We start from the raw sequence: 18,656 nt of genomic DNA on the forward strand, positions 1-18,656 counted from the left end.
GTTCACACACTCCTCAGGTGGTGGTGCTGCCGCGGGGCAGCCCCTGCGGTCCGCGGTGCGGGGGTGAGGACCGGTTCAGGCGGTCCCCCGCCCGCCGCGCTTCGCGCTGCGCCAGGGATGGAGGAGACTCGCGAGAATCTCGCCGGTCTCGGGGAACGACGTGGGATCACTGAGCCCGATCGCCTCGGGTGCCCGCCCCGGTCGCCAGGTGAAGCTCCCGAAGAGGTGGTCCCAGCAGGACAGGTCGGAGCCGTAGTGGCCCGCTTCGGACAGGTCGGTGCTGTGGTGCAGGCGGTGCTGTTCCGGGCTGGCCAGCAGGTGGTTGAGACGGCCGATGCGCACATCGATGTTGGCGTGCACGAAGTAGCCCTGGGCTGCCACGAACAGGCCCGCGGCGAGCACCGACTCGCGGGAGAACGCCACCAGCACCAGGACGAGTTGGACCAGCCCCTGCGCGAGAACGATGTCGAGGACGTGGTTGACGCCGTTGTTGGCGACGTTGACCTTCTGCGGGACGTGGTGCACGCCGTGCAGCCGCCACAGCAGCGGGTTGGTGTGCCCCAGGCGGTGCACCGCGTAGCTGGCGAGCGAGCCGCTCAGCAGCGCCGCCGGGATCTCCGCCCACAGTGGCAGCACGGGTTCCTCCGGGGACAGCAGCCCGACCCCGCTGGTCACCAGGAACTGCGCGAAGGCGCTGCCGACCATGGTCATGAGGAAGTAGGCGCCGTACCAGCGCCACTCCCGCCGGCTGGGATGCCATCGTGGTTCGTACGGGATCAGGCGTTCGAGGACGGTCAGGTAGAGGAGCGTGCCGACCAGGAACAGCGGGCTGACCTGGCTGGGTTCCCAGTGCCGGATCAGTGCACCCGCCGCCACCAGCACGGTGGCGGCGAGAAGCAGGGGGTAGGCGGTGAGACGGAGAACACCCCTCAGGAATGCGGCGCCGGATTTCCGCGCGGGGACGGACGTGGCGGCGAATCCCCCGGATCCGTCGGCCTTCCCGGACGGGCTGATGTCGCCGGATGCACCGATGCCCTCACCTTTACGCTCTTTTTCGCGCATCCGTGCAACTCCTTAAACGCGGACACCGGCACAGGGGGCCGTTTTTCGTGGATCGACCGTGGAATTCCCGCAGGGGAGGCCGGACCGGCCAGGGCCGGCGGGGCTTTCGGGGGACATGGAGAAAGGCAGCGGATCGGCTGTCCGAGAAACATGAGGAGGGTGGATGTTCGTACCTCGACGGCCGAATCCGTATTCACACGAACCCGCGCCGACTCGGTTGATTCTTTTCCTCTGGCGGCGGCTTCAATCCTCACCGTCGGCCCGGATCTGCACTCTTTCGAGGAGGATCGCAAACTTCCTCGACACCATGGAACCCGAAGCCCCGCCGGTCCCGAATGCGAAGCGACTCCACCGTCGTCAATGTGAGTTAATTAGTATGCTAATCACTCGACGGCGCCTCCTCCTGCTTACCGCCCTCCAGAAGGAGGCAACTGCCGACTGAACCTTTTCCGCGGCCAATTCGTTGAGCCCGCGGCGCCTTGCCCCGAGCCCGGGGCGGAGCGATGATCTCCCCAGTCCAGCGCTGCGACCCCCGGACGGCCGACGCACCGCCGTCACCGACTCAGGAAACGAACGGACTGACGCAGACCCATGAACGCAATCAAGAAGCTCACGGCCGGCGCGGGTGCGGCAGTGGCGGCGGGTACTCTCGCACTCTCCCTGGCGCCCGACGCTTCCGCGGCCCCGCAGGACCGCTCTCTGGAATTCTGCACCGACGCCTACATGTCGGGCCACTGCCAGTGGTTCGGCGGCAGCGGCGTTCCCACGATCCGGGACATGGTCAAGGACCTGGAGAGCCCGTACAACTTCCAGGACGCCATCTCGTCCGTCCAGAACTACAGCGGCCAGACCGCCTGCATGTGGACGGACAACGGATTCAAGGGAATCCAGGGCGTGTTCCAGGACAACTACACATGGAACACACTGAGTTACCCCTACGACAACTCCATCTCCTCGATGAAGGGCTGTTGAACGCCTGAGCGCGGAGCAGCCCGGTCTGCCTCCCGGGCTGCTCGTCCGACGCGGCGACAGCCCCTCCCTCTCGCGTCACCACCGGTCCTGGGACCAGAATGTGCGCATGCTGCTCGACGCCCGAGGTATCGCCCACCGGTTCGCACTGGGCCGCCCGCTCGGTGAGCTGCGGCCCCTGGCCAACGGCGAGGGCCCGTCCGGCACCCGGGTACTGGAGACGGATCGTGGCCGGTGGGTGGTCAAGGCCGAACAGGTGCAGGGGGAATGGCAGTACCGGCAGGCGCGGGAGACCCGGCGGCTGGAGAGCGCCGCTCTGGCCGCCGGCGTCACCATGCCGCGCCCCGCCGAACCGCCGGCACCGGCCGTCGGCCACTGGCACGACCTCGCCGGCACCGAACTGGTGCGCGTGAGCGAGTGGTTGCCCGGACACGACCTCCGTGGACCCGGGCACACGTCCGCGGCGGCTCTTCAGGAGGCGGCCCGGTGGACGGGCTCGACCCTGGCCCGCATCGCCCTGCTCGGTGTGGAGAGCGGCTGCGGCGAGGAGAGCAGGAAACCACTGCACCCGCTGCCCGACTGGCACACCTGGATCGAGGAGGCGGTGGCCGCCGGTGGTCCGCTCGCGACAACGGCGCGGGCCCTGCTGCCCTCCGTCGAGGAGGCGACCGCACGGATCGAGCACGCGGAGCGGGACCGTCCCCCGCTCGTCCTCGTGCACGGGGACACGTCACGGGCGAACGTGCTGCGCACTCCCAAAGGCCACGCCCTCATCGACTGGGACGGCGCGGCCGCGGACGTGCCGTGGTGGGAGGCGGTGGGCGTGGCCTTCCGCTTCACCTCCCCGTTCAACGGCCCCACCGCCGACGGGGACGCCCGCGTGGTGCGGCCCCTCCTTGAGGCGTACGCGGAGAGGGGCGGCCCGGTCGGCGCGAGCGACGCCTCGGCGTTCGCCGGCATGCTGCGCAGCCAACTGGCGGTCACCGCCTGGTGTCTGTGGCTCGCGCTCGGGCACCGGCGGGCCGACGCCGTCCGGCGCGCCTTCGGTCTGCGCGTCGTCACGACGGCCGCCCGGGACCTGCCGGGGGTTCTGCACTCGCTCGACCGGTGGACGGCCCTGCTGCGGTGAGCCGCCCCGGCGGCCGCCGGTCGTGGTCCGCGCCGTCGGGCGCTTCCCGCGATCGGCGGCCGCCGGGGCGCGCTGTGCTCCGTCCGGTCCGGGTCAGTCCTTCGTCAGACGCACCGGCAGCTCGTAGAGGTCGTTCTGGGTGACCACGGGCTTGTGCCGCAGCTCGGACGGCGGGACCGCCAGGTCGAGGGAGGGGAAGCGCTCGTACAGCGCGGGCAGCGCCACTCCGGCCTCCAGCCGGGAGAGCGCGGCGCCGGGGCAGACGTGCGGGCCGTGCCCGAAGGAGATGTGCCGGGTCTTCGAGGACCGGGTGACGTCGAACTCGCCCGCGGTGGGGCCGTGCGCGCTCTCGTCCCGGCCGATGGCGCTGTAGGAGACGATGAGCGCGTCGCCGGCGGGCAGCACCCGGTCGCCCACCGGTATGTCCTGCGTGGCGAAGCGGATCAGGACGTGCGAGGTGGGGGTGGAGAAGCGCAGGGTCTCCTCGATGACCGCGGACCAGTCCGCTTCCCCGGCCAGAACCCGGGCGCGCTGTTCGGGGTGGGCGGCGAGGTTGACCACGGCGTTGACGATGAGGGAGATCGTCGTCTCGTGGCCGGCGGCGACCATCAGCTGGAGAGTGGAGACGATCTCCGCGTCGGTGAGCCGGTCCTCGCCGTCGCTGGCGGCGATGAGCGCGCTGGTGAGGTCGTCGCCCGGGGTGACGCGCTTCTCGGCGACCGTCCGGGTCATCATCTCGGCGAGTTCGGTGAGCGTCGCGAGGACCTCCTCCGGTGGGGTCTGGGTCGAGAAGAACTTCTCGAACAGCACCTTCAGCCGGGGCAGCAGCGCCTCATCGATGCCCATGAGGTGGGCGATCACGTACATCGGCAGCGGGTAGGCGAACGCGGCCTTCAGGTCGACGACGTCGGTGTCCTCGGGCAGTTGTTCCAGCAGCCCCTGGGTCAGCTCCGTGATCCGCTCCCGCATGCGCTCCACCCGGCGCGGGGTCAGCGCCTGCGCGACCAGGGTGCGCAGCCGCCGGTGATCGACGCCGTCCACGGTGAGCATGGAACGGCCCGGGTTGGCCAGTCCGATGAGCGGCCAGTCGGCGGGGATCTCGCCGCGCTGCCAGGCCCCCCACTCGTTGATGTCCTTGACCACGCGCGGGTCGGTGAGCAGCTTGCGGGCCTCGGCGTGGTGCGTGACGGCCCACACCGGAACGCCGCCCGGCAGCTCGACCGGGACGAGGGGGCCCGCCTTGAGCAGCCGCTCGGTCTCGGCGTCGAGGTCGGTGACGAAGGGGTCGAGCGGGATTCTGGTCTGCTCCTGGTCGACGGTCATTGCGGCGTACCTCCACGGGGCGGGGTCGGGGTGAACTGCACGGGCAGCTCCGTCAGTCCGCGCAGCCAGGGCGAGGGCCGACGGGTCAGCGAGGCGGCGGAGTCCGCGAGGTCGATGTCGGGCAGCCGGTCGAGGACCACCTCGATACCGGTACGGGCGATGACCTCGGCGATCTCCTGCGCGGGGAAGGGACAGCGGTGCTCACCGTGGCCGAAGGAGAAGTGCGCGTTGTTGCCGCCGGTGAGCGCGGAGCCATGGGTACGTATCTGCGGGTCGTCGTTGGCACCCTGGAGCCCGAGCAGGACGAGGTCGCCCGCGCGTACGGCCCGGCCGCCGAGGCGGATGTCCCGGGACGCCCAGCGGCCGGCGACGTTCTGCGTGGGCGTGTCCTCCCACAGGACCTCGTTCATGGCGGCGGCGACGCTGTCGCGTCCGCCGAACAGGGAGGCGGCGAACCGGTCGTCGGTCAGCATGAGCCGCAGGGAGTTGCCGATCCAGTCGGCGGTGGGCTGATGGCCCGCGGCCAGCATGACCATGAGATCCTGGGCGATCTCCTCGTGGCTGAAGCCGCCTTCGGCCGCGAGCATCCGGGAGGCCACGTCGTCGGCGGGCGCGGCGGCCCGCTCGCGCAGCAGCCGGGCCATCGAGGCGCCCAGGTGACTCTGCCCGGCGATCGCGCGTTCCTGGCCGTCGATCATGTCGTTGAGCGCGGTGACCAGGGCGGGGCCCTCCTCCTCGGAGAAGCCGTAGAGCCGTGCCAGTACCCGTACGGGCAGCAGCATCGCGTACTGCGCGATGAGGTCCGCCGCTCCCCGGCCGCAGACCGCGTCGAGGAGTTCGTCCGCGAACCGCTCGGCGTGCGCGCGCAGTTCGTGGGGGCTGACGGCTTCCAGCGCGTCGCTGATCATCGCCGCGCGTACGCGGTGGCGCTCGCCCACGGTGTACAGGATCGAGGGCTGTTTGCGGCCGATCATGGGCAGCAGCGGCCAGTCGTCGGGCAGGGTGTCCCACTGGTTCCACAGGTCGGAGTCCCGGCTGAAGGTCACCGGGTCGCCGGTGACCTGGTGCAGTTCGCGGTAGCCGACGACCAGCCAGGCCGGGACGTCTCCGTCGAGCAGGACGGGCACGACGGGACCGTGGTCCTGCCGCATCCGCCGGTACAGCTCGGCGGGCTCGCGCTGGAAGCCGGCGCCGCTCAGGGACACGGGATCGGTGTTCACCGGGGCAGCTCCTCCAGATGGCCGGTGCGGCCGGTGCGGGGCGGGGGCCCGGAAGCCTCCCGGGCGTCTTCCGTACCGGGCAGCTCACCCGGGTGCGAGGCGACGGGGTGCTCGCGCAGGTGGTCCCTGAGGTGCTCGACGAGCCCGATCAGCACCTGCTTGCTCGACTCACGGGAGCGGGCGTCGCAGCTCAGCAGCGGCACCCGCGGATCGAGGTCGAGGGCGGCGCGGATCTCGGCGGGGCTGTGGGCGGGCCCGCCGAAGTCGTTGCAGGCCACGACGAAGGGGGTCCCGTGGTGTTCGAGGCGGTCGATGGCGTACCAGGACTCGTCGATTCGGCGGGTGTCGACGAGGACGACGGCGCCGAGCGTGCCGGAGAACAGCCGGTCCCACAGGAACCAGAAGCGTTCCTGTCCGGGCGCGCCGAACAGGTAGAGGACGTTGTGTTCGTCGAGCGTGATGCGGCCGAAGTCGAAGGCGACGGTGGTCGCGACCTTGTCGCGCACCCCGCGCACGTCGTCGACCGACTCGCCCGCCCGGGTCATCGTCTCCTCGGTGTTGAGCGGCCGGATCTCGCTCACCGAACGGACCATGGTCGTCTTGCCGACGCCGAACCCGCCCACGACCACGATCTTGAGACCGTTGTCGGCGGAGGCACCCAGGGGGGTGCGGGACGGGGTGGGGGCGTCAGAGATTGCGGAGTCCAACGAGCACCTGTTCCAGGAGGTTCGGGTCAAGGAGACCGGCGGGCGTGGCCATGCGCGGGTGCCGGGCACTGACGCGGCCTTGGTCGAGGAGGTCGGTGAGCAGCACCCGGGTGATGCTCACCGGCAGTCGCAGTTCGGCGGCGAGTTCGACGACGGCGACCGGGTGTTCGGCCAGCCGCAGGATCGTGACCAGCTCCGACTGCATGCCCGGCACCGGTTCCGACTCGGCGACCACGAGCGTCACGAGGTCGAACGGGGAGTCGTGGCCGCTGCGGCTGCGTCCACCGGTGAGGGTGTAGAGCCGGTCGGGGGCGTCGTCGCGGCCCGGGCGCCTCATGACGAACGGGGATCGGCGCGCAGGTGCTCGCCGAGTTGCTCCACGAGTTCGTTCATGTGGTGTCCCACGAGCCCCGCGTCGGCCTCCTCGGTCGCGACCACGGCGAGGTGCGCGCCCTCACCGGCCTCCACGATGAACAGGACCCCGCCGTAGAACTCGGCCATCGCCGAGCGCACGCCGCCGCTGCCGTCGCCGAATTCGACGGAGGCGCCGTGCGAGAGGGACTGGATGCCGGCGGCGATCGCGGCGAGCTGGTCGGCCTGGTCGACCGAGAGTTCCGGGGTACGGCACAGCTTGAGCCCGTCCCGGGACAGGACGAGGGCGTGGCGGGCGCCCGGGGTGCGCTCCAGCAGGCCCTCAATGAGCCACGAGAGCTGGTCGTCGGTGGTGGTGCCGGTCATCTGGTGGAGTGCCTTCCGGGGTGTGGGCGATCGGGGCCGGGGGTGGCGGGGCCGGTGGAGGAACTGGGTCGGGCCGGTGGCGCGGTCGCGCCGGACCTACGGGGCGTCATGGCCGGGCTCGGGAGAAACGGGCCGCTCGGCGGTGTCGGCAGGCGCCGGGGCGGTGGGGTGGTCGCCCCGTACGGCCGCGCGGAAGCTGCTGAACCGGTTGGCCCGGGCGGCCGGGTCCTGCACGGCGGAGCCGGGGCGGGGGGTCGCGGTCTCCAGTCCCCTGGCCCGTTCGGCCGCGGCGAAGGTGCGGCCCCGGCGGCGACGCGGCAGTCCACCGGCCGGGCCCGCGGACGGCCCGGCGGGCTCGCGGGGCTCTTCCTCGGGGGCCGGCCGGACGGTGGAGGTGTCGGCCGTGCCCCGAGCGGCCCTGCCCCGAGCGGCCGGGGCCGCGGGGGCCGGGGTCCGCTCGGCGCCGTCGTGCCGCTCGGGCACCGCGGGTGCCGTCACGAGCGCCGGCGCCGGTGTCGCGCCGGCGAGGACCTCCCTCGGTACGAGGACGAGGACCCCGGTGCCGCCGCGTGCGGAGGGCCGGAACGACACCTTGAGACCGTGCTTGAGCGCGAGCCGACCGACGACCGCGAGACCGAGCCGGGTGCCGCTGAGGCCGCCGAGCCCGCCGATGTCGCCGGACACGGCACGCTCGGCCCGGCGCAGCTGGACGTCGCCCATGACGAGACCGCTGTCCTCGATGGAGACGAGTACGCCCGCGGGCACCTCTTCCACGTAGACGTGCACCTCGGAGGTGGGCGGGGAGAAGTTCGCCGCGTTGTCGAGGAGTTCGGCCAGGGCGTGCATGACGCCCTCGGCCGCGTGCCCGGCCACGGCCGAATCGCTGAGCGAGTGGATCCGGACCCGCTGGTAGCCGCTGATGCGTCCCATCGCGCCGCGCAGCACCGACTCCATGACGATGGGCCTGGCCCAGCGACGCCCTGAGCGCGCGCCCGTGAGGACGGCGACGGAGTCGGCCAGACGGCCTGCCTGAGCCGTGCGGTGATCGAGGTGCAGCAGGTCGGCGAGGACTTCTTCGTCCCCGTGCTTCTCCTCCATCCCCCGCAGGTCGGCGAGCATTCCGCTGGCCAGGGCCTGCATGCGTGCGGCGGCGTTGGCGGTGGCGGCGAGAGCGGCGGCCCGCTCCGTGCCTGCCTGCCGGGCGGTCTCGGCCAGCCGGACGTTGTCGCTGGTGAGGCGAGCGTTGTCGCTGGTCAGGCGGGCGATTTCGTCGGCCCCCCGGCGCCTGGCGCTCTCGGCCTCCGCCGAGAGCCGTTCGGACTCGCGCGCCGCCTCCTGCCGCAACCGCTCCTGCTGTGCGCGCAGTTCCTCGCGCAGGCGCCCGTTCTCGGCGCGGGACTCCTCGGCGCGGGCACGCGCCTGCCTGCCGCGCAGCAGTGCGTGGCGAGCCACGCAGACAGCGGCGATCAGCAGGACCGCCCCCACGCAGGAGCACCACAGGACCCCCGGGCGGGCAGCCGCGGAGACGGCCGCGGCGGCCGCGGCCACCGCGAGAGCGAGCACCAGGGTCACGGGCACCGCGACGATCAACACGCCTCGAAGGACATGCCGTTCACGCGAGGAGGTGAGGGCGGGGGCAGTCATGGCGGGAAGTCCTCGGTCGCGACAAGAGGGGCGGTCCGGTGTGAAGTTGGCACTTTACGTTCAATTATCGACACTAAAGGTCGAGTTGGGCGAGCAAAGCACTTGGATCATGCGTCTTTTCGAAAGACTAACGCGAAGTCGGCTCCGCTGTCCGCCCGGTGCCCCTTACACATGATCAGAAAGGTGACCTGACCGTACAGCTGGGCCCGCGTAGGGTGCGGGGATGGTCAGGACACCGGAGCCGTTCTCGCGCGTCACCGTCGAGCGCGAGGGCGAGGCCGGGGCCGCGTGGCTCGCAGCACTTCCGGTTCTCGTGGACGAGTTGCTCGAACGCTGGGAATGCGTGCCGCACGGCGAGGTGATGCACGGCGGCGTCGGACTCGTCGTACCGGTCCGACGACGAGCGGCCGGGGAGTCCGCCGTGTTGAAGGTGTCCTTCCCGCATCCCGGCAACGTCCACGAACCGGACGCCTTCGCCGCGTGGGACGGGCGGGGAGCCGTCCTCCTGCACGAGCGGGACGACGAGCGGTTCGCGATGCTCCTGGAGCGCGTACGGTCCTCGACCCTCGCGGAGGTCGGGGACAACGACGAGGTGATGTCGGTCGCGGGGCGGCTCAGTCGCCGACTGGCTGTCGCGGCCCCGCCCGGGCTGCCCAGGCTGCGGGAACGGGCCGGGGCCTGGGAGCGGGAACTGCGCACGGACGCCGAGGAGCTCACGCACACCCTGCCGCCCCGCGCGGTGGACGCGGCGGTCGCGACCGTCCGCGAACTGGGCCGTCACCAGCCGGACCTCATGGTCCACGGCGACCTGCACGCGCGGAACATCCTGCGGGCCGACCGTGAACCGTGGCTGGCCGTCGATCCGAAGGGGTGCGCGGGCGACCCCGCCCACGACGGCGGGACCCTGCTCAAGACACGGGCGTTGACGCTCATGGACGCGGACGACCCGGTCCGGGCCGCCCGTCGCGCTCTGGACATCTTCGCCGAGTCGGCCGGGATCGATCGCGAACGAGCCCGTCGCTGGGCCCATTTGCACGCCGTTCAAGCCGCGTTCTGGGCGCGTCGGCACGGATTCCGGGTCGCGCGCGGCGGACCGCTGCTCGACCGGGTCACCGCTTTCGCGGACAGTCTGGCCGTCTCGCTCGTCGAGCGCGGTCCGAGGCCCGTGATCTGAGCCGGACGCGCCGTATTCCCGAGAGGACTCCCGCGCCGAGGGCTTGCACGCAGACCAAGAGGCCCCCGAAGACGACGGGGTTCACCCAGCCCGGCACCAGTTCGGCCCCCTCGCCCTCCCGCGTGACGCACCGCGCGCCGACCGGCAGCGTCATCCGCGTCACCACGTGATCGCCGGGTGCGCCCGCGACCGCGCACATCCGGTCCGGATCCAGGATGCAGAAGCCGGACATCACGCCCCACGCGTACGCACCGGGAGCCACCGCACCGGCCACGACCGTCACCGGCGCGCAGCACCTGACGTCCGCCGACCGCCGCCTCCTCCCCCGCTCCCGGCCACGCAGGAGCACGGCGGCCGCCGGCTCCCCGGGCCAGGAGGACCTTCCGATCACTCGCGGTGGCGAACCCTTACCGGCACACCCCGGCGACCCTCCCCGCGCCTCTCCGCTCCGCCGCCCAGCCCTGGACTCGCGAGTCCAGTTTCTCTTCCCTACCGTGCACCTCACGGCTCGACACCGGGCGAAACGAAGCCCGGCCCGAGCGAACCGAAACTCCGGAAAGGTGTTTCCCATGCACGCGATCCACATCACCAGCCACGGCGGCCCCGAGGTCATGACCTGGACCGAGTTCCCCGATCCCACGCCGGGCCCCGGGGAGGTCCTGGTGCGGCTCGCGGTCGCCGGGGTCAACTACATGGACGTGGGCGCCCGTGAGGTGGGCGGCCCCGGCTGGGCCGCGCCGACCGTCCTCGGCGCCGAGGGCGCGGGACGGGTCATCGCCCTCGGCCCCGGCGTGGCCGGTCTGGACATCGGCGACCGGGTGGCCTGGTTCTACCACCCGGGCAGCTACGCGGAGCTGCTGGCCATCCCCGCGCACTCCGTGGTGCGGGTGCCCGAGGACGTACCGGACGAGACCGCGGCCGCCGTGATGATGCAGGGGCTGACGGCCAACCACTTCACCACCGAGACGTACGCGGTGCGCCCCGGGGACACCGCCGTGGTGCACGCGGCGGCCGGCGGCGTGGGGCTCATGCTGACGCAGATGATCAAGGCGCGGGGCGGGAACGTGATCGGGCTGGTGTCACGCGAGGAGAAGGTGGCCGTCGCCGAGGAGGCGGGCGCCGATCACGTCCTCGTCTCGGCGGGCGGCGGCTTCGAGGACCACGTCCGGGAGCTCACCGGCGGCGAGGGCGCGCACGTGGTGTACGACGGGGGCGGCTCCCCGACCTTCCGTTCCTCGCAGCTCGCCCTGCGTCCGCACGGGGTGCACGCCTACTACGGCCCCTTCATGGGCGTCCCGTCCTTCGCGGTGACCGATCTGCCGAACAGCATCCTGTTGTCGTACCCCGTGGTGCACCACCACGTGCCCACCAGGGAGGCGCTGGTCGCACGGACCGGGGAGGTCTTCGACCTGGTCCGCGAGGGACAGCTCGTACCGCGCGTGGGAGGCCGCTACGCGCTCGCGGACGCGGCTCGGGCGCACGCCGACATCGAGTCCCGCGCGACGACGGGCAAGCTGCTGCTGCTCCCGTGAGCATGTACCCCTGAGCCGTACGGGGACGCGGCGCGCACTGTCCGCACGCGGCACACTTGCAGGAGGGTTCGTGCGACCGAGGAGGACCACATGACGTTGACCCGCAAGGGCACGGCGACCAGACAGCGCATCGTCGAGGGGGCCGCGACGGAGATGCGGGAGAGCGGGGCGTTCACCCTGCGCCTGGAGGACGTCATGGACCGCACGGCGACCAGCAAGAGTCAGCTCTTCCACTACTTCCCGGACGGGAAGGAGCAGTTGCTGCTGGAGGTGGCCCGCCACGAGGCGGACCGGGTGATCAGCGACCAGCAGCCGGAGCTGAGCGAACTCACCTCCTGGGCGGCGTGGTACGCCTGGCGCGACAAGGTGGTGGCCCGCTACCGCGCCCAGGGCCTGAACTGTCCGCTCAACACCGCGATGTCGCAGCTGAGCAGGACGACTCCCGGGGTACGCGCCGTCGTCAGTACCCTGATCGGGCGGTGGCAGGGCGAACTCGGCGTCGGCATCCGGCACATGCAGGCCGTCGGCGAGATGGACCGGGAACGGGACGCCGACCGCTGCGCCGCCGCCCTCCTGGCGGGGGTCCAGGGCGGGGTGCTGCTGTTCCTGTCCACCGGCAGCCTCGCGCACCTGGAGGCCGCCCTGGACGAGGGCATCGCGCACCTCCGGACGCGGGTCACCGCATAGGGCAGGCGGGCAGGCGGGCAGGCGGGCAGGCGGGCGGCCCCCGTATCCCGCCGTGACGCACCGAACGGAGGCACGGGGGTTCGGGCCGGAAACTGATAAGCTGGGTGTGACGTACATCGTCTACTGAGGAGACCGGACATGGTGGGTGACGACGACATCTCCGGGTGATACCCGGATGTGATCGGCCACCGGCGCGTGCAGCACCAGCACTTTCGCCCGTGGCCATGTAGTCGTCCCCTTTTCCCGCCTGTCTGTCGAGGGCACCCGTGGATCGCCCGTGCCCTCAGTACCTGAGGTTGTCTTCATGTCCGACGCCGCTGTCGTCTGCTCCAACCTTTCCTTTTCCTGGCCCGACGACACACCTGTCTTCGAGAGCCTGTCCTTCACCGTGGCCGACGGCCGTACGGGCCTGGTCGCGCCCAACGGCTCCGGCAAGAGCACCCTGCTCAAACTGATCGCCGGCGAACTGCGGCCCACCGCGGGCTCCGTGTCGGTGAGCGGCTCACTCGGCTACCTTCCGCAGAGCCTCCCCCTGACCGCGGACCTCACGGTGGCCGAGGTGCTGGGCGTCGCCGAGGTGATCCGCGCGCTGGACGCCGTCGAGTCGGGGGACGTGGGCGAGGAGCACTTCGCGACCATCGGCGACGACTGGGACATCGAGGAGCGCACCCGCGCCCAGCTGGACCGGCTGGGCCTGGCCGGGGTCACGCTCGACCGCGGCCTCGGGACGCTCAGCGGCGGCCAGGTGGTCTCGCTCGGCCTCGCCGCCCAGCTGCTGAAGCAGCCCGACATCCTGCTGCTGGACGAACCGACCAACAACCTCGACATCGACGCCCGCCACCGGCTCTACGGCGTGCTGGACGACTGGAAGGGCTCGTTGCTGCTGGTCAGTCACGACCGTGCCCTACTGGACCGCATGGAGCGCGTCGCGGAGCTGGACCGGGGTGAACTGCGCCTGTACGGAGGTAATTTCACCGCCTACGAGGAGGCGGTTCGGGCCGAGCAGGAGGTGGCCGAGAAGAACGTCCGCAACGCGGAGCAGGAGCTGAAGCGGGAGAAGCGGGAGATGCAGCAGGCCCGGGAGCGGGCCGAGCGCCGCGCGAGCAACGCCGCCCGCAACCTCAAGAGCGCCGGTCTGCCGCGCATCTTCGCCGGGAACATGAAGCGGGGTGCTCAGGAGTCCGCGGGCCGCGCGGGCCAGATGCACTCCTCCCGGGTGGGCGAGGCCAAGGCCCGGCTGGACGAGGCGGGGCGGGCGGTGCGCGACGAACAGCGCCTCACCCTCGATCTGCCGGAGACCGACGTGCCCTCAGGGCGCAACCTCTTCCAGGGTGAGGGGCTGCAGGTCCGGCACGCGGGGCGGCCGCAGTTCCGCGAGGGAGGTGTCGATCTCACGATCCGCGGTCCCGAGCGCATCGCGCTGACCGGGCCCAACGGCTCGGGCAAGACGACGCTGCTGCGCCTGATCACCGGCGGTCTGTCCGTGGACAGCGGGGAGATCAAGCGGGCCGACGGGCGCCTCGCCTACCTCTCACAGCGCCTCGACCTCCTGGACCTGGACCGTACGGTGGCCGAGAACTTCGCGGCCTTCGCACCGGAGCGCCCGGAGGCCGAGCGGCTGAACCTGCTCGCACGGTTCCTCTTCCGCGGCGCGCGCGCCCACCTCCCCGTGGGCGTGCTGTCCGGTGGGGAGCGGCTGCGCGCCACCCTGGCCTGCGTCCTGTGCGCCGAACCCGCTCCCCAGCTGCTGCTCCTGGACGAGCCGACCAACAACCTGGACCTGGTCAGCGCCGGTCAGCTGGAGAGTGCGCTGGAGTCGTACCGGGGAGCGTTCGTCGTCGTCAGCCACGACGAACGGTTCCTCGCCACGATCGGAGTGGACCGGTGGCTGCGGCTGGCCGACGGAGAGCTGAAGGAGACGGGGGCGCCCGAGGTGTGAGCCGTCGGCGGGTGACCCCGGCCCGCGTCGAGGCGCACAGCCCGGCGGGCCCAGAACCGACGATGCCGGACGGACCGATCCCATGCCTCAGCCCGCTGCCCTGCTCGCCCACGACCTCGTCCGCACGCTCGGGGACCGACGGGTCCTCGACGGCGTGTCCCTCACCGCCGCCCCCGGTCGCCGCATCGGCCTGATCGGCGAGAACGGAGTCGGCAAGTCGACGCTGCTGCGTCTGCTCGCCGGAGCGGACACACCCGACGCCGGGAGCGTCACGCGCCCGGACGACTTGGGCTTCCTTCACCAGGAGATGCCCTTCGACGCCGCGGCGACCCTCGCGGACGTTCTGGACGACGCCCTGCGCGAAGTCCGCGCGCACCTCGCGGAACTGGAGGAACTCACCGGGCGGCTGGCCCGCCTCCCGGAGGATTCCCCCGGATACGCCGCGCTGCTCGACGCGTATGGCCGGCTGCTGGAGGAGGCACAGGAGAAGGAGGTGTGGGACGCCGACCGCCGGGCCGCGACCGTGCTGGAGGGGCTCGGTCTCGGGGCGCTGGAGCCCGGCCGCGCGCTGGGCTCCCTGTCGGGCGGCCAGCGCGGCCGGCTGGCGCTGGCCGCGCTGCTCGTACGGCGCCCGGCGGCGCTCCTGCTGGACGAGCCGACCAACCACCTCGACGACGGCGCGGCCGCCTTCGTCGAGGAACAGGTGCGGGGGCTGCGCGGGGTCGTGGTGGTGGCCAGCCACGACCGGGCCTTCCTCGACGCCGTGTGCACGGATCTCGTCGATCTCGACCCGGCTGTGGACGGCCCGGTGCGCTACGGCGGCGGCTACCGCGCGTACCTGGCGCACCAGCGTGCGCAGCGGGAGCGCTGGGAGCGGCGTTGGGCCGAGGAGCAGGAGGAGTTGGAGGAGTTGCGCCGCTCCGCCGGGGTGACCGCGCGCCGCCTCGCCCCGGACCGGGGACGCACCGACAACGAGAAGATGGGCTACGGCCACCGCGCCGGCCGGGTGCAGCAGCAGATCTCCCGCCGGGTGCGCAACGCGACCCGGCGGCTTCAGGAGCTGGAGCGCGAGCAGGTCGGCGAACCGCCGCGGCCCCTGCGTTTCCGGCCCGTCGCGGTGACCGGCCACGCGGAGCACGCGGAGGAGGAAGGTGCCCTCGTCTCCCTGCGCGGTGTCCGGGTGCCGGGAAGGCTGCGGATCGGCCGTCTCGACGTGACGGCGGGCGAACGTCTTCTGGTCACCGGCGGGAACGGGGCGGGCAAGTCGACGCTGCTCGGCGTGCTCGCGGGGAGCCTGACCGCGCAGGGCGAGGTGCGCAGGCGCCCCGGACTGACCGTGGGGACGCTGGCCCAGGACACGGTCTTCGACCGGGCCGACCGCACGGTGCGGGACACCTACACCTCCGCTCTGGGCGCCGAACGGGCCGAGGCGGTGCCGCTGGGCTCGCTGGGCCTGATGCACGAGCCGGACCTGGACAAGGCGGTCGGGCAGTTGTCCGTGGGCCAGCGCCGCAGGCTCGCTCTGGCCCTCCTGGTGGCTCGGCCTCCGCGGTTGCTGCTGCTCGACGAACCGACCAACCACTTGTCGCCACGACTGTGCGACGAACTGGAGGACGCCCTGGGCAGCGGGCCGGGCGCGATCGTCCTGGCCAGTCACGACCGCTGGCTGCGCGGGCGCTGGAAGGGCCGTGAACTGCGGCTGGGCTCCGGGCTGGACGAGTCGTGGGAGGACGGCGGCCCGAGGTCCGCCTAGCACCCCGCGTGAGCACCGGCTGTCGCTGCGCGTTGCCCTGGGCGCGTGCAGCGACAGGGCGCACATCCTTCACCACCGCCCGCCCGGCCCCTCCGCCATACTGGGCGCGGTGGTGGTCCGGCGTGTCCGCCGGCCGCGCGTGGCCACCACGACCCCACCCGTCACCGTTCAATTCGGTGACGAACCTTGCACACCATTCGGTCACCTGTCAGGATGGTGACCGTGAACTTGAATCATGTCTTCGTCTGCGGAAACCCGGCCCTCGACTTCGCGGCCACCCTGAGGGCGCGCCGCTCCACGCGATTCGAGATGTTCGCGACCCCCGACCGCCTCGACGCCTGGTACCTGGAGTCGGGCGTCGTCGACAAGGTCTCCCCTGCCGAGCAGAGCGATGTCGACCTGGCGACCTCCGTGCGTGAGGCCGTGTACGAGCTGGTCACCGCACGCCGCCTCGACGAGGACTTCAGCGACGCGGCCCTGGCCGTGCTGAACGACGCCGCGAGCCGGCCGGCCGCCGCCCCCCAGCTCACCCGCACCGGACGGTGGACGGCGGCGACGCAGGAAGAGGCGCTGGCCACCGTGGCCCGAGAGGCCGTACAGGTGCTGAGCGGGGCCGATGTGCCCCTGCTCAAGGAGTGCGGCAACCCCGAGTGCACGCGCGTCTACATCGACCGTTCCCGCGGTATGCGCCGGCAATGGTGCGGCATGGAGTCCTGCGGGAACAAGATCAAGGCGGCCGCCTACCGCGCCCGCAAGAAGACCGCCGAATCGGCGCCGGCCCGCTGACGGGCCTTGACGGCGTCGCCGCGCGCTGCGCGGAGCTTGTCACTCGACAGGTCTGATGGGGCGGTGGGGGCCACGTGCCCGGACCGTACCCCCGTGCGACCCGCCTGACGCCCTCCCTGACGGCTCCCGCCCGAGGGCACCGTCGGACGTATGGAGGACCCGGACGAGACCTCACCGCCCGTCCCCGGCAGCCCCGACGACCTCGACTGGCTCATCCCGGAACGGGTCCCGCGGCCCGACGACGGGGCCACAACGCCGGTCGGCGCCCCCGACGAGGCGACACACCGTCCCGCCGGGCCCCCGCCCGCGACGACGGCGCCACCGCAAGGGTCCCCACCTGGCCTCGAACGGCTCGCCCCGGCGCGGACACGGCCACGGAACGCGAGAACGTGACGAGACCGGCTGGCGAGGAGACCCCGATGTGCGCCCCGTCGGCGTCCGCGCGCCGCCTTCGCCTCGGAGCCTAGGGCCTGTCTTCGAACTGCCGCCTGCCGCGCGGCGCCAGTCTGAAGACAGGCCCTAGAAGCGCCGGGCGACCACGAGGCGGCATCGGGGGCTGCCGTCGGAGCGCCGGCCGAACTCCTTGAGCGGCAGCAGCCGCACCTCGAAGCCGGCGCGCAGCAGGTCGTCGCGTACGGCGCCGAGCGGCCAGGTGCGGTAGTACATGACGAACGAGGGGCGGCGGACGAGGTTGCGTACCCGCATGGCCGCGTCGAAGCCGGAGGTGGCCCAGTAGCCGGCGCTGGACGGCCGCGGCGGGGCCGCCAGCGGGAAGGCGAACATTCCGCCGGGCCGCAGCGCCTGTCTGACCTGGTTGAACAGTCGCGGCCGCTCGGCCGGGAGAAAGTGCCCGGAGGCGCCGAAGCTCACCGCGAGGTCGTAGCCCTGCCGGAACGGCAGGGCCAGGGCGTCGGCGCGCACCCAGTCCACCGTCGGCCGCCCCGGCCCGCCGGGGCCGCCACCGGTGGCGTGCCGGGCCTGTTCCAGCATTCCGGCGCTGAAGTCCACGCCGGTGACCCTGGTGGCGCACAACGGCCGCAGGACGTCGAGTCCCGCCCCGGTTCCCGTGCACACGTCGAGGCCCGCGTCGAAGGGGCCGAGCGGGCGCAGCGCCGTGGTGACGGCGGTGAGCCAGCGTTCAGGCGTGCGGAAAGGGGTGTGATCGAACTTCGGGGCCAGCAGGTCGTAGCCCTGTTCCACGGAGGAGAGGGCCTGCACGGTCAGTTCGCGGAGGCTCGGGCCTCGGGAGGTGAACACGCGACCGAGCGTAGTCGGCACGGTACGCGGGGGTGGAGGGGTGTCCGCGGGGAAGGCGGCACGGAGAACGGAGGCGTGCGCGCCCGGGCACCGAGGAGGAGACGGCCCGTCCCGGCGCGGGCCTCCCGGTCGCGGGATGTGACCGGGCGGTCCGCCTGAGCGAGCACCGGGCCGGTCACCACGGAATCCGGAGCGAAAAGTACCGTTATGCGTGCCGCGTAGTGATATGACTGCGCCGATACGGGGTACCCGAAGCATATGGACACTACCCACTGGGAAATGGCGCTCGGGACGACGGCACTCATCATGCCGATCGTCGGGATCGTCGTCGTCGCCGTGCTGCTCGCGGCCTTCGTCTGGGGACGCAGGCTGCGCGCACGACAGCCGGCACCCCCGCTTCCGGACGAGCAGCCCCACATGCCCCCCGAGGGCCCGGTCGGCCAGGAGGACGAGCGGCGCGAGCCGGACGAGCTGGCACCGCGCGACGCCCGGCTGACACCGCACGAACTGAATGGCGGCGGCACCGGTCAGGACCGGCGCAGTCAGTCGCAGAAGGAACGGAAGTGGAACGAGAACAGTAGCGGCGGCTTCGGCAGTGGCGGCTTCGGGTGAGCCGAGCGCCGTACCGCTGCGTCGAGGTGACGCGGGGCGCGTCGGGCCGGTGACGGCCGGACGCGCCCCGCTGCTTTACCGGGAACGGCGAACGGGGCGTGGGGTGGCGGGGGGGGGGGAGGTG

Annotated in this window: 17 protein-coding genes; 9 read left to right on the top strand and 8 right to left on the bottom strand. The window is 72.2% G+C overall.

Annotated elements, in window-relative coordinates:
* Positions 1 to 75: 75 nt before the first annotated feature.
* Positions 76 to 1,062, bottom strand: a complete 987-nt coding sequence (locus AB0J21_RS19490) for a sterol desaturase family protein (RefSeq protein WP_363147255.1) — start codon at positions 1,060 to 1,062, stop codon at positions 76 to 78.
* A 591-nt stretch (positions 1,063 to 1,653) separates the two neighbouring features.
* Here AB0J21_RS19490 and AB0J21_RS19495 point away from each other — a divergent pair.
* A complete protein-coding gene (locus AB0J21_RS19495) occupies positions 1,654 to 2,034 on the top strand; it encodes a hypothetical protein (protein ID WP_363147256.1) in 381 nt (126 codons plus the stop codon).
* 106 nt (positions 2,035 to 2,140) lie between these two features.
* On the top strand, positions 2,141 to 3,160 hold the full coding sequence (locus AB0J21_RS19500; protein WP_363147257.1) for a phosphotransferase: 1,020 nt from the start codon (positions 2,141 to 2,143) through the stop codon (positions 3,158 to 3,160).
* 93 nt (positions 3,161 to 3,253) lie between these two features.
* On the opposite strand, the gene AB0J21_RS19505 is transcribed toward AB0J21_RS19500, so the two are convergent.
* From AB0J21_RS19505 to AB0J21_RS19530, 6 genes are all read right to left on the bottom strand, one after another.
* Positions 3,254 to 4,483, bottom strand: a complete 1,230-nt coding sequence (locus AB0J21_RS19505; protein WP_363147258.1) for a cytochrome P450 — start codon at positions 4,481 to 4,483, stop codon at positions 3,254 to 3,256.
* Complete coding sequence (locus AB0J21_RS19510) at positions 4,480 to 5,703, bottom strand: cytochrome P450 (protein WP_363147259.1); 1,224 nt, start codon at positions 5,701 to 5,703, stop codon at positions 4,480 to 4,482. Before AB0J21_RS19510 ends, AB0J21_RS19505 begins: the two co-directional genes overlap by 4 nt.
* Entirely contained in the window at positions 5,700 to 6,410 is a 711-nt protein-coding gene (locus tag AB0J21_RS19515; protein WP_363147260.1) for an ATP/GTP-binding protein, read from the bottom strand. Before AB0J21_RS19515 ends, AB0J21_RS19510 begins: the two co-directional genes overlap by 4 nt.
* Positions 6,391 to 6,747: a DUF742 domain-containing protein gene (locus tag AB0J21_RS19520; RefSeq protein ID WP_363147261.1), complete on the bottom strand. Its 357-nt coding sequence runs from the start codon at positions 6,745 to 6,747 to the stop codon at positions 6,391 to 6,393. The genes AB0J21_RS19515 and AB0J21_RS19520 overlap by 20 nt, the downstream gene beginning before the upstream one ends.
* Complete coding sequence (locus AB0J21_RS19525; RefSeq protein ID WP_363147262.1) at positions 6,744 to 7,148, bottom strand: roadblock/LC7 domain-containing protein; 405 nt, start codon at positions 7,146 to 7,148, stop codon at positions 6,744 to 6,746. Before AB0J21_RS19525 ends, AB0J21_RS19520 begins: the two co-directional genes overlap by 4 nt.
* Positions 7,149 to 7,244: 96 nt before the next feature.
* Positions 7,245 to 8,792, bottom strand: a complete 1,548-nt coding sequence (locus AB0J21_RS19530; RefSeq protein WP_363147263.1) for an ATP-binding protein — start codon at positions 8,790 to 8,792, stop codon at positions 7,245 to 7,247.
* A 223-nt stretch (positions 8,793 to 9,015) separates the two neighbouring features.
* Between AB0J21_RS19530 and AB0J21_RS19535 the strand changes: the two genes are divergently transcribed.
* From AB0J21_RS19535 to AB0J21_RS19560, 6 genes are all read left to right on the top strand, one after another.
* Positions 9,016 to 9,966, top strand: a complete 951-nt coding sequence (locus tag AB0J21_RS19535; protein ID WP_363147264.1) for an aminoglycoside phosphotransferase family protein — start codon at positions 9,016 to 9,018, stop codon at positions 9,964 to 9,966.
* A gap of 569 nt (positions 9,967 to 10,535) precedes the next feature.
* Positions 10,536 to 11,498, top strand: a complete 963-nt coding sequence (locus tag AB0J21_RS19540; RefSeq protein ID WP_363147265.1) for a quinone oxidoreductase — start codon at positions 10,536 to 10,538, stop codon at positions 11,496 to 11,498.
* A gap of 90 nt (positions 11,499 to 11,588) precedes the next feature.
* Positions 11,589 to 12,185 (top strand): TetR/AcrR family transcriptional regulator, encoded by a 597-nt coding sequence (locus AB0J21_RS19545; protein ID WP_363147266.1) that lies wholly within the window; start codon positions 11,589 to 11,591, stop codon positions 12,183 to 12,185.
* A gap of 304 nt (positions 12,186 to 12,489) precedes the next feature.
* Complete coding sequence (abc-f, locus tag AB0J21_RS19550; protein ID WP_363147267.1) at positions 12,490 to 14,124, top strand: ribosomal protection-like ABC-F family protein; 1,635 nt, start codon at positions 12,490 to 12,492, stop codon at positions 14,122 to 14,124.
* Positions 14,125 to 14,206: 82 nt separating this feature from the next.
* Positions 14,207 to 15,877 (top strand): ABC-F family ATP-binding cassette domain-containing protein, encoded by a 1,671-nt coding sequence (locus AB0J21_RS19555; protein WP_363147268.1) that lies wholly within the window; start codon positions 14,207 to 14,209, stop codon positions 15,875 to 15,877.
* 222 nt (positions 15,878 to 16,099) lie between these two features.
* Positions 16,100 to 16,663 (top strand): CGNR zinc finger domain-containing protein, encoded by a 564-nt coding sequence (locus tag AB0J21_RS19560; RefSeq protein ID WP_363147269.1) that lies wholly within the window; start codon positions 16,100 to 16,102, stop codon positions 16,661 to 16,663.
* 519 nt (positions 16,664 to 17,182) lie between these two features.
* Here the strand turns inward: AB0J21_RS19560 and AB0J21_RS19565 are convergent.
* A complete protein-coding gene (locus AB0J21_RS19565) occupies positions 17,183 to 17,920 on the bottom strand; it encodes a class I SAM-dependent methyltransferase (RefSeq protein WP_363147270.1) in 738 nt (245 codons plus the stop codon).
* Positions 17,921 to 18,178: 258 nt separating this feature from the next.
* Between AB0J21_RS19565 and AB0J21_RS19570 the strand changes: the two genes are divergently transcribed.
* Positions 18,179 to 18,532 carry a DUF6479 family protein gene (locus AB0J21_RS19570; protein WP_363147271.1) on the top strand — a complete coding sequence of 118 codons (354 nt, stop codon included), beginning with the start codon at positions 18,179 to 18,181 and terminating at the stop codon, positions 18,530 to 18,532.
* Positions 18,533 to 18,656 lie beyond the last annotated feature (124 nt).

This window comes from Streptomyces sp. NPDC049954 (assembly GCF_040656295.1).
Taxonomy (GTDB): domain Bacteria; phylum Actinomycetota; class Actinomycetes; order Streptomycetales; family Streptomycetaceae; genus Streptomyces.

Excerpts from the sequence above, each read along its gene's own strand:
- AB0J21_RS19525 (WP_363147262.1), bottom strand. The coding sequence starts at position 7,148 with ATGACCGGCACCACCACCGACGACCAGCTCTCGTGGCTCATTGAGGGC.
- AB0J21_RS19530 (WP_363147263.1), bottom strand. The coding sequence starts at position 8,792 with ATGACTGCCCCCGCCCTCACCTCCTCGCGTGAACGGCATGTCCTTCGA.
- AB0J21_RS19545 (WP_363147266.1), top strand. The coding sequence starts at position 11,589 with ATGACGTTGACCCGCAAGGGCACGGCGACCAGACAGCGCATCGTCGAG.
- AB0J21_RS19535 (WP_363147264.1), top strand. The coding sequence starts at position 9,016 with ATGGTCAGGACACCGGAGCCGTTCTCGCGCGTCACCGTCGAGCGCGAG.
- AB0J21_RS19500 (WP_363147257.1), top strand. The coding sequence starts at position 2,141 with ATGCTGCTCGACGCCCGAGGTATCGCCCACCGGTTCGCACTGGGCCGC.
- AB0J21_RS19505 (WP_363147258.1), bottom strand. The coding sequence starts at position 4,483 with ATGACCGTCGACCAGGAGCAGACCAGAATCCCGCTCGACCCCTTCGTC.
- AB0J21_RS19490 (WP_363147255.1), bottom strand. The coding sequence starts at position 1,062 with ATGCGCGAAAAAGAGCGTAAAGGTGAGGGCATCGGTGCATCCGGCGAC.
- abc-f (WP_363147267.1), top strand. The coding sequence starts at position 12,490 with ATGTCCGACGCCGCTGTCGTCTGCTCCAACCTTTCCTTTTCCTGGCCC.
- AB0J21_RS19495 (WP_363147256.1), top strand. The coding sequence starts at position 1,654 with ATGAACGCAATCAAGAAGCTCACGGCCGGCGCGGGTGCGGCAGTGGCG.
- AB0J21_RS19570 (WP_363147271.1), top strand. The coding sequence starts at position 18,179 with ATGGACACTACCCACTGGGAAATGGCGCTCGGGACGACGGCACTCATC.
- AB0J21_RS19555 (WP_363147268.1), top strand. The coding sequence starts at position 14,207 with ATGCCTCAGCCCGCTGCCCTGCTCGCCCACGACCTCGTCCGCACGCTC.
- AB0J21_RS19520 (WP_363147261.1), bottom strand. The coding sequence starts at position 6,747 with ATGAGGCGCCCGGGCCGCGACGACGCCCCCGACCGGCTCTACACCCTC.
- AB0J21_RS19540 (WP_363147265.1), top strand. The coding sequence starts at position 10,536 with ATGCACGCGATCCACATCACCAGCCACGGCGGCCCCGAGGTCATGACC.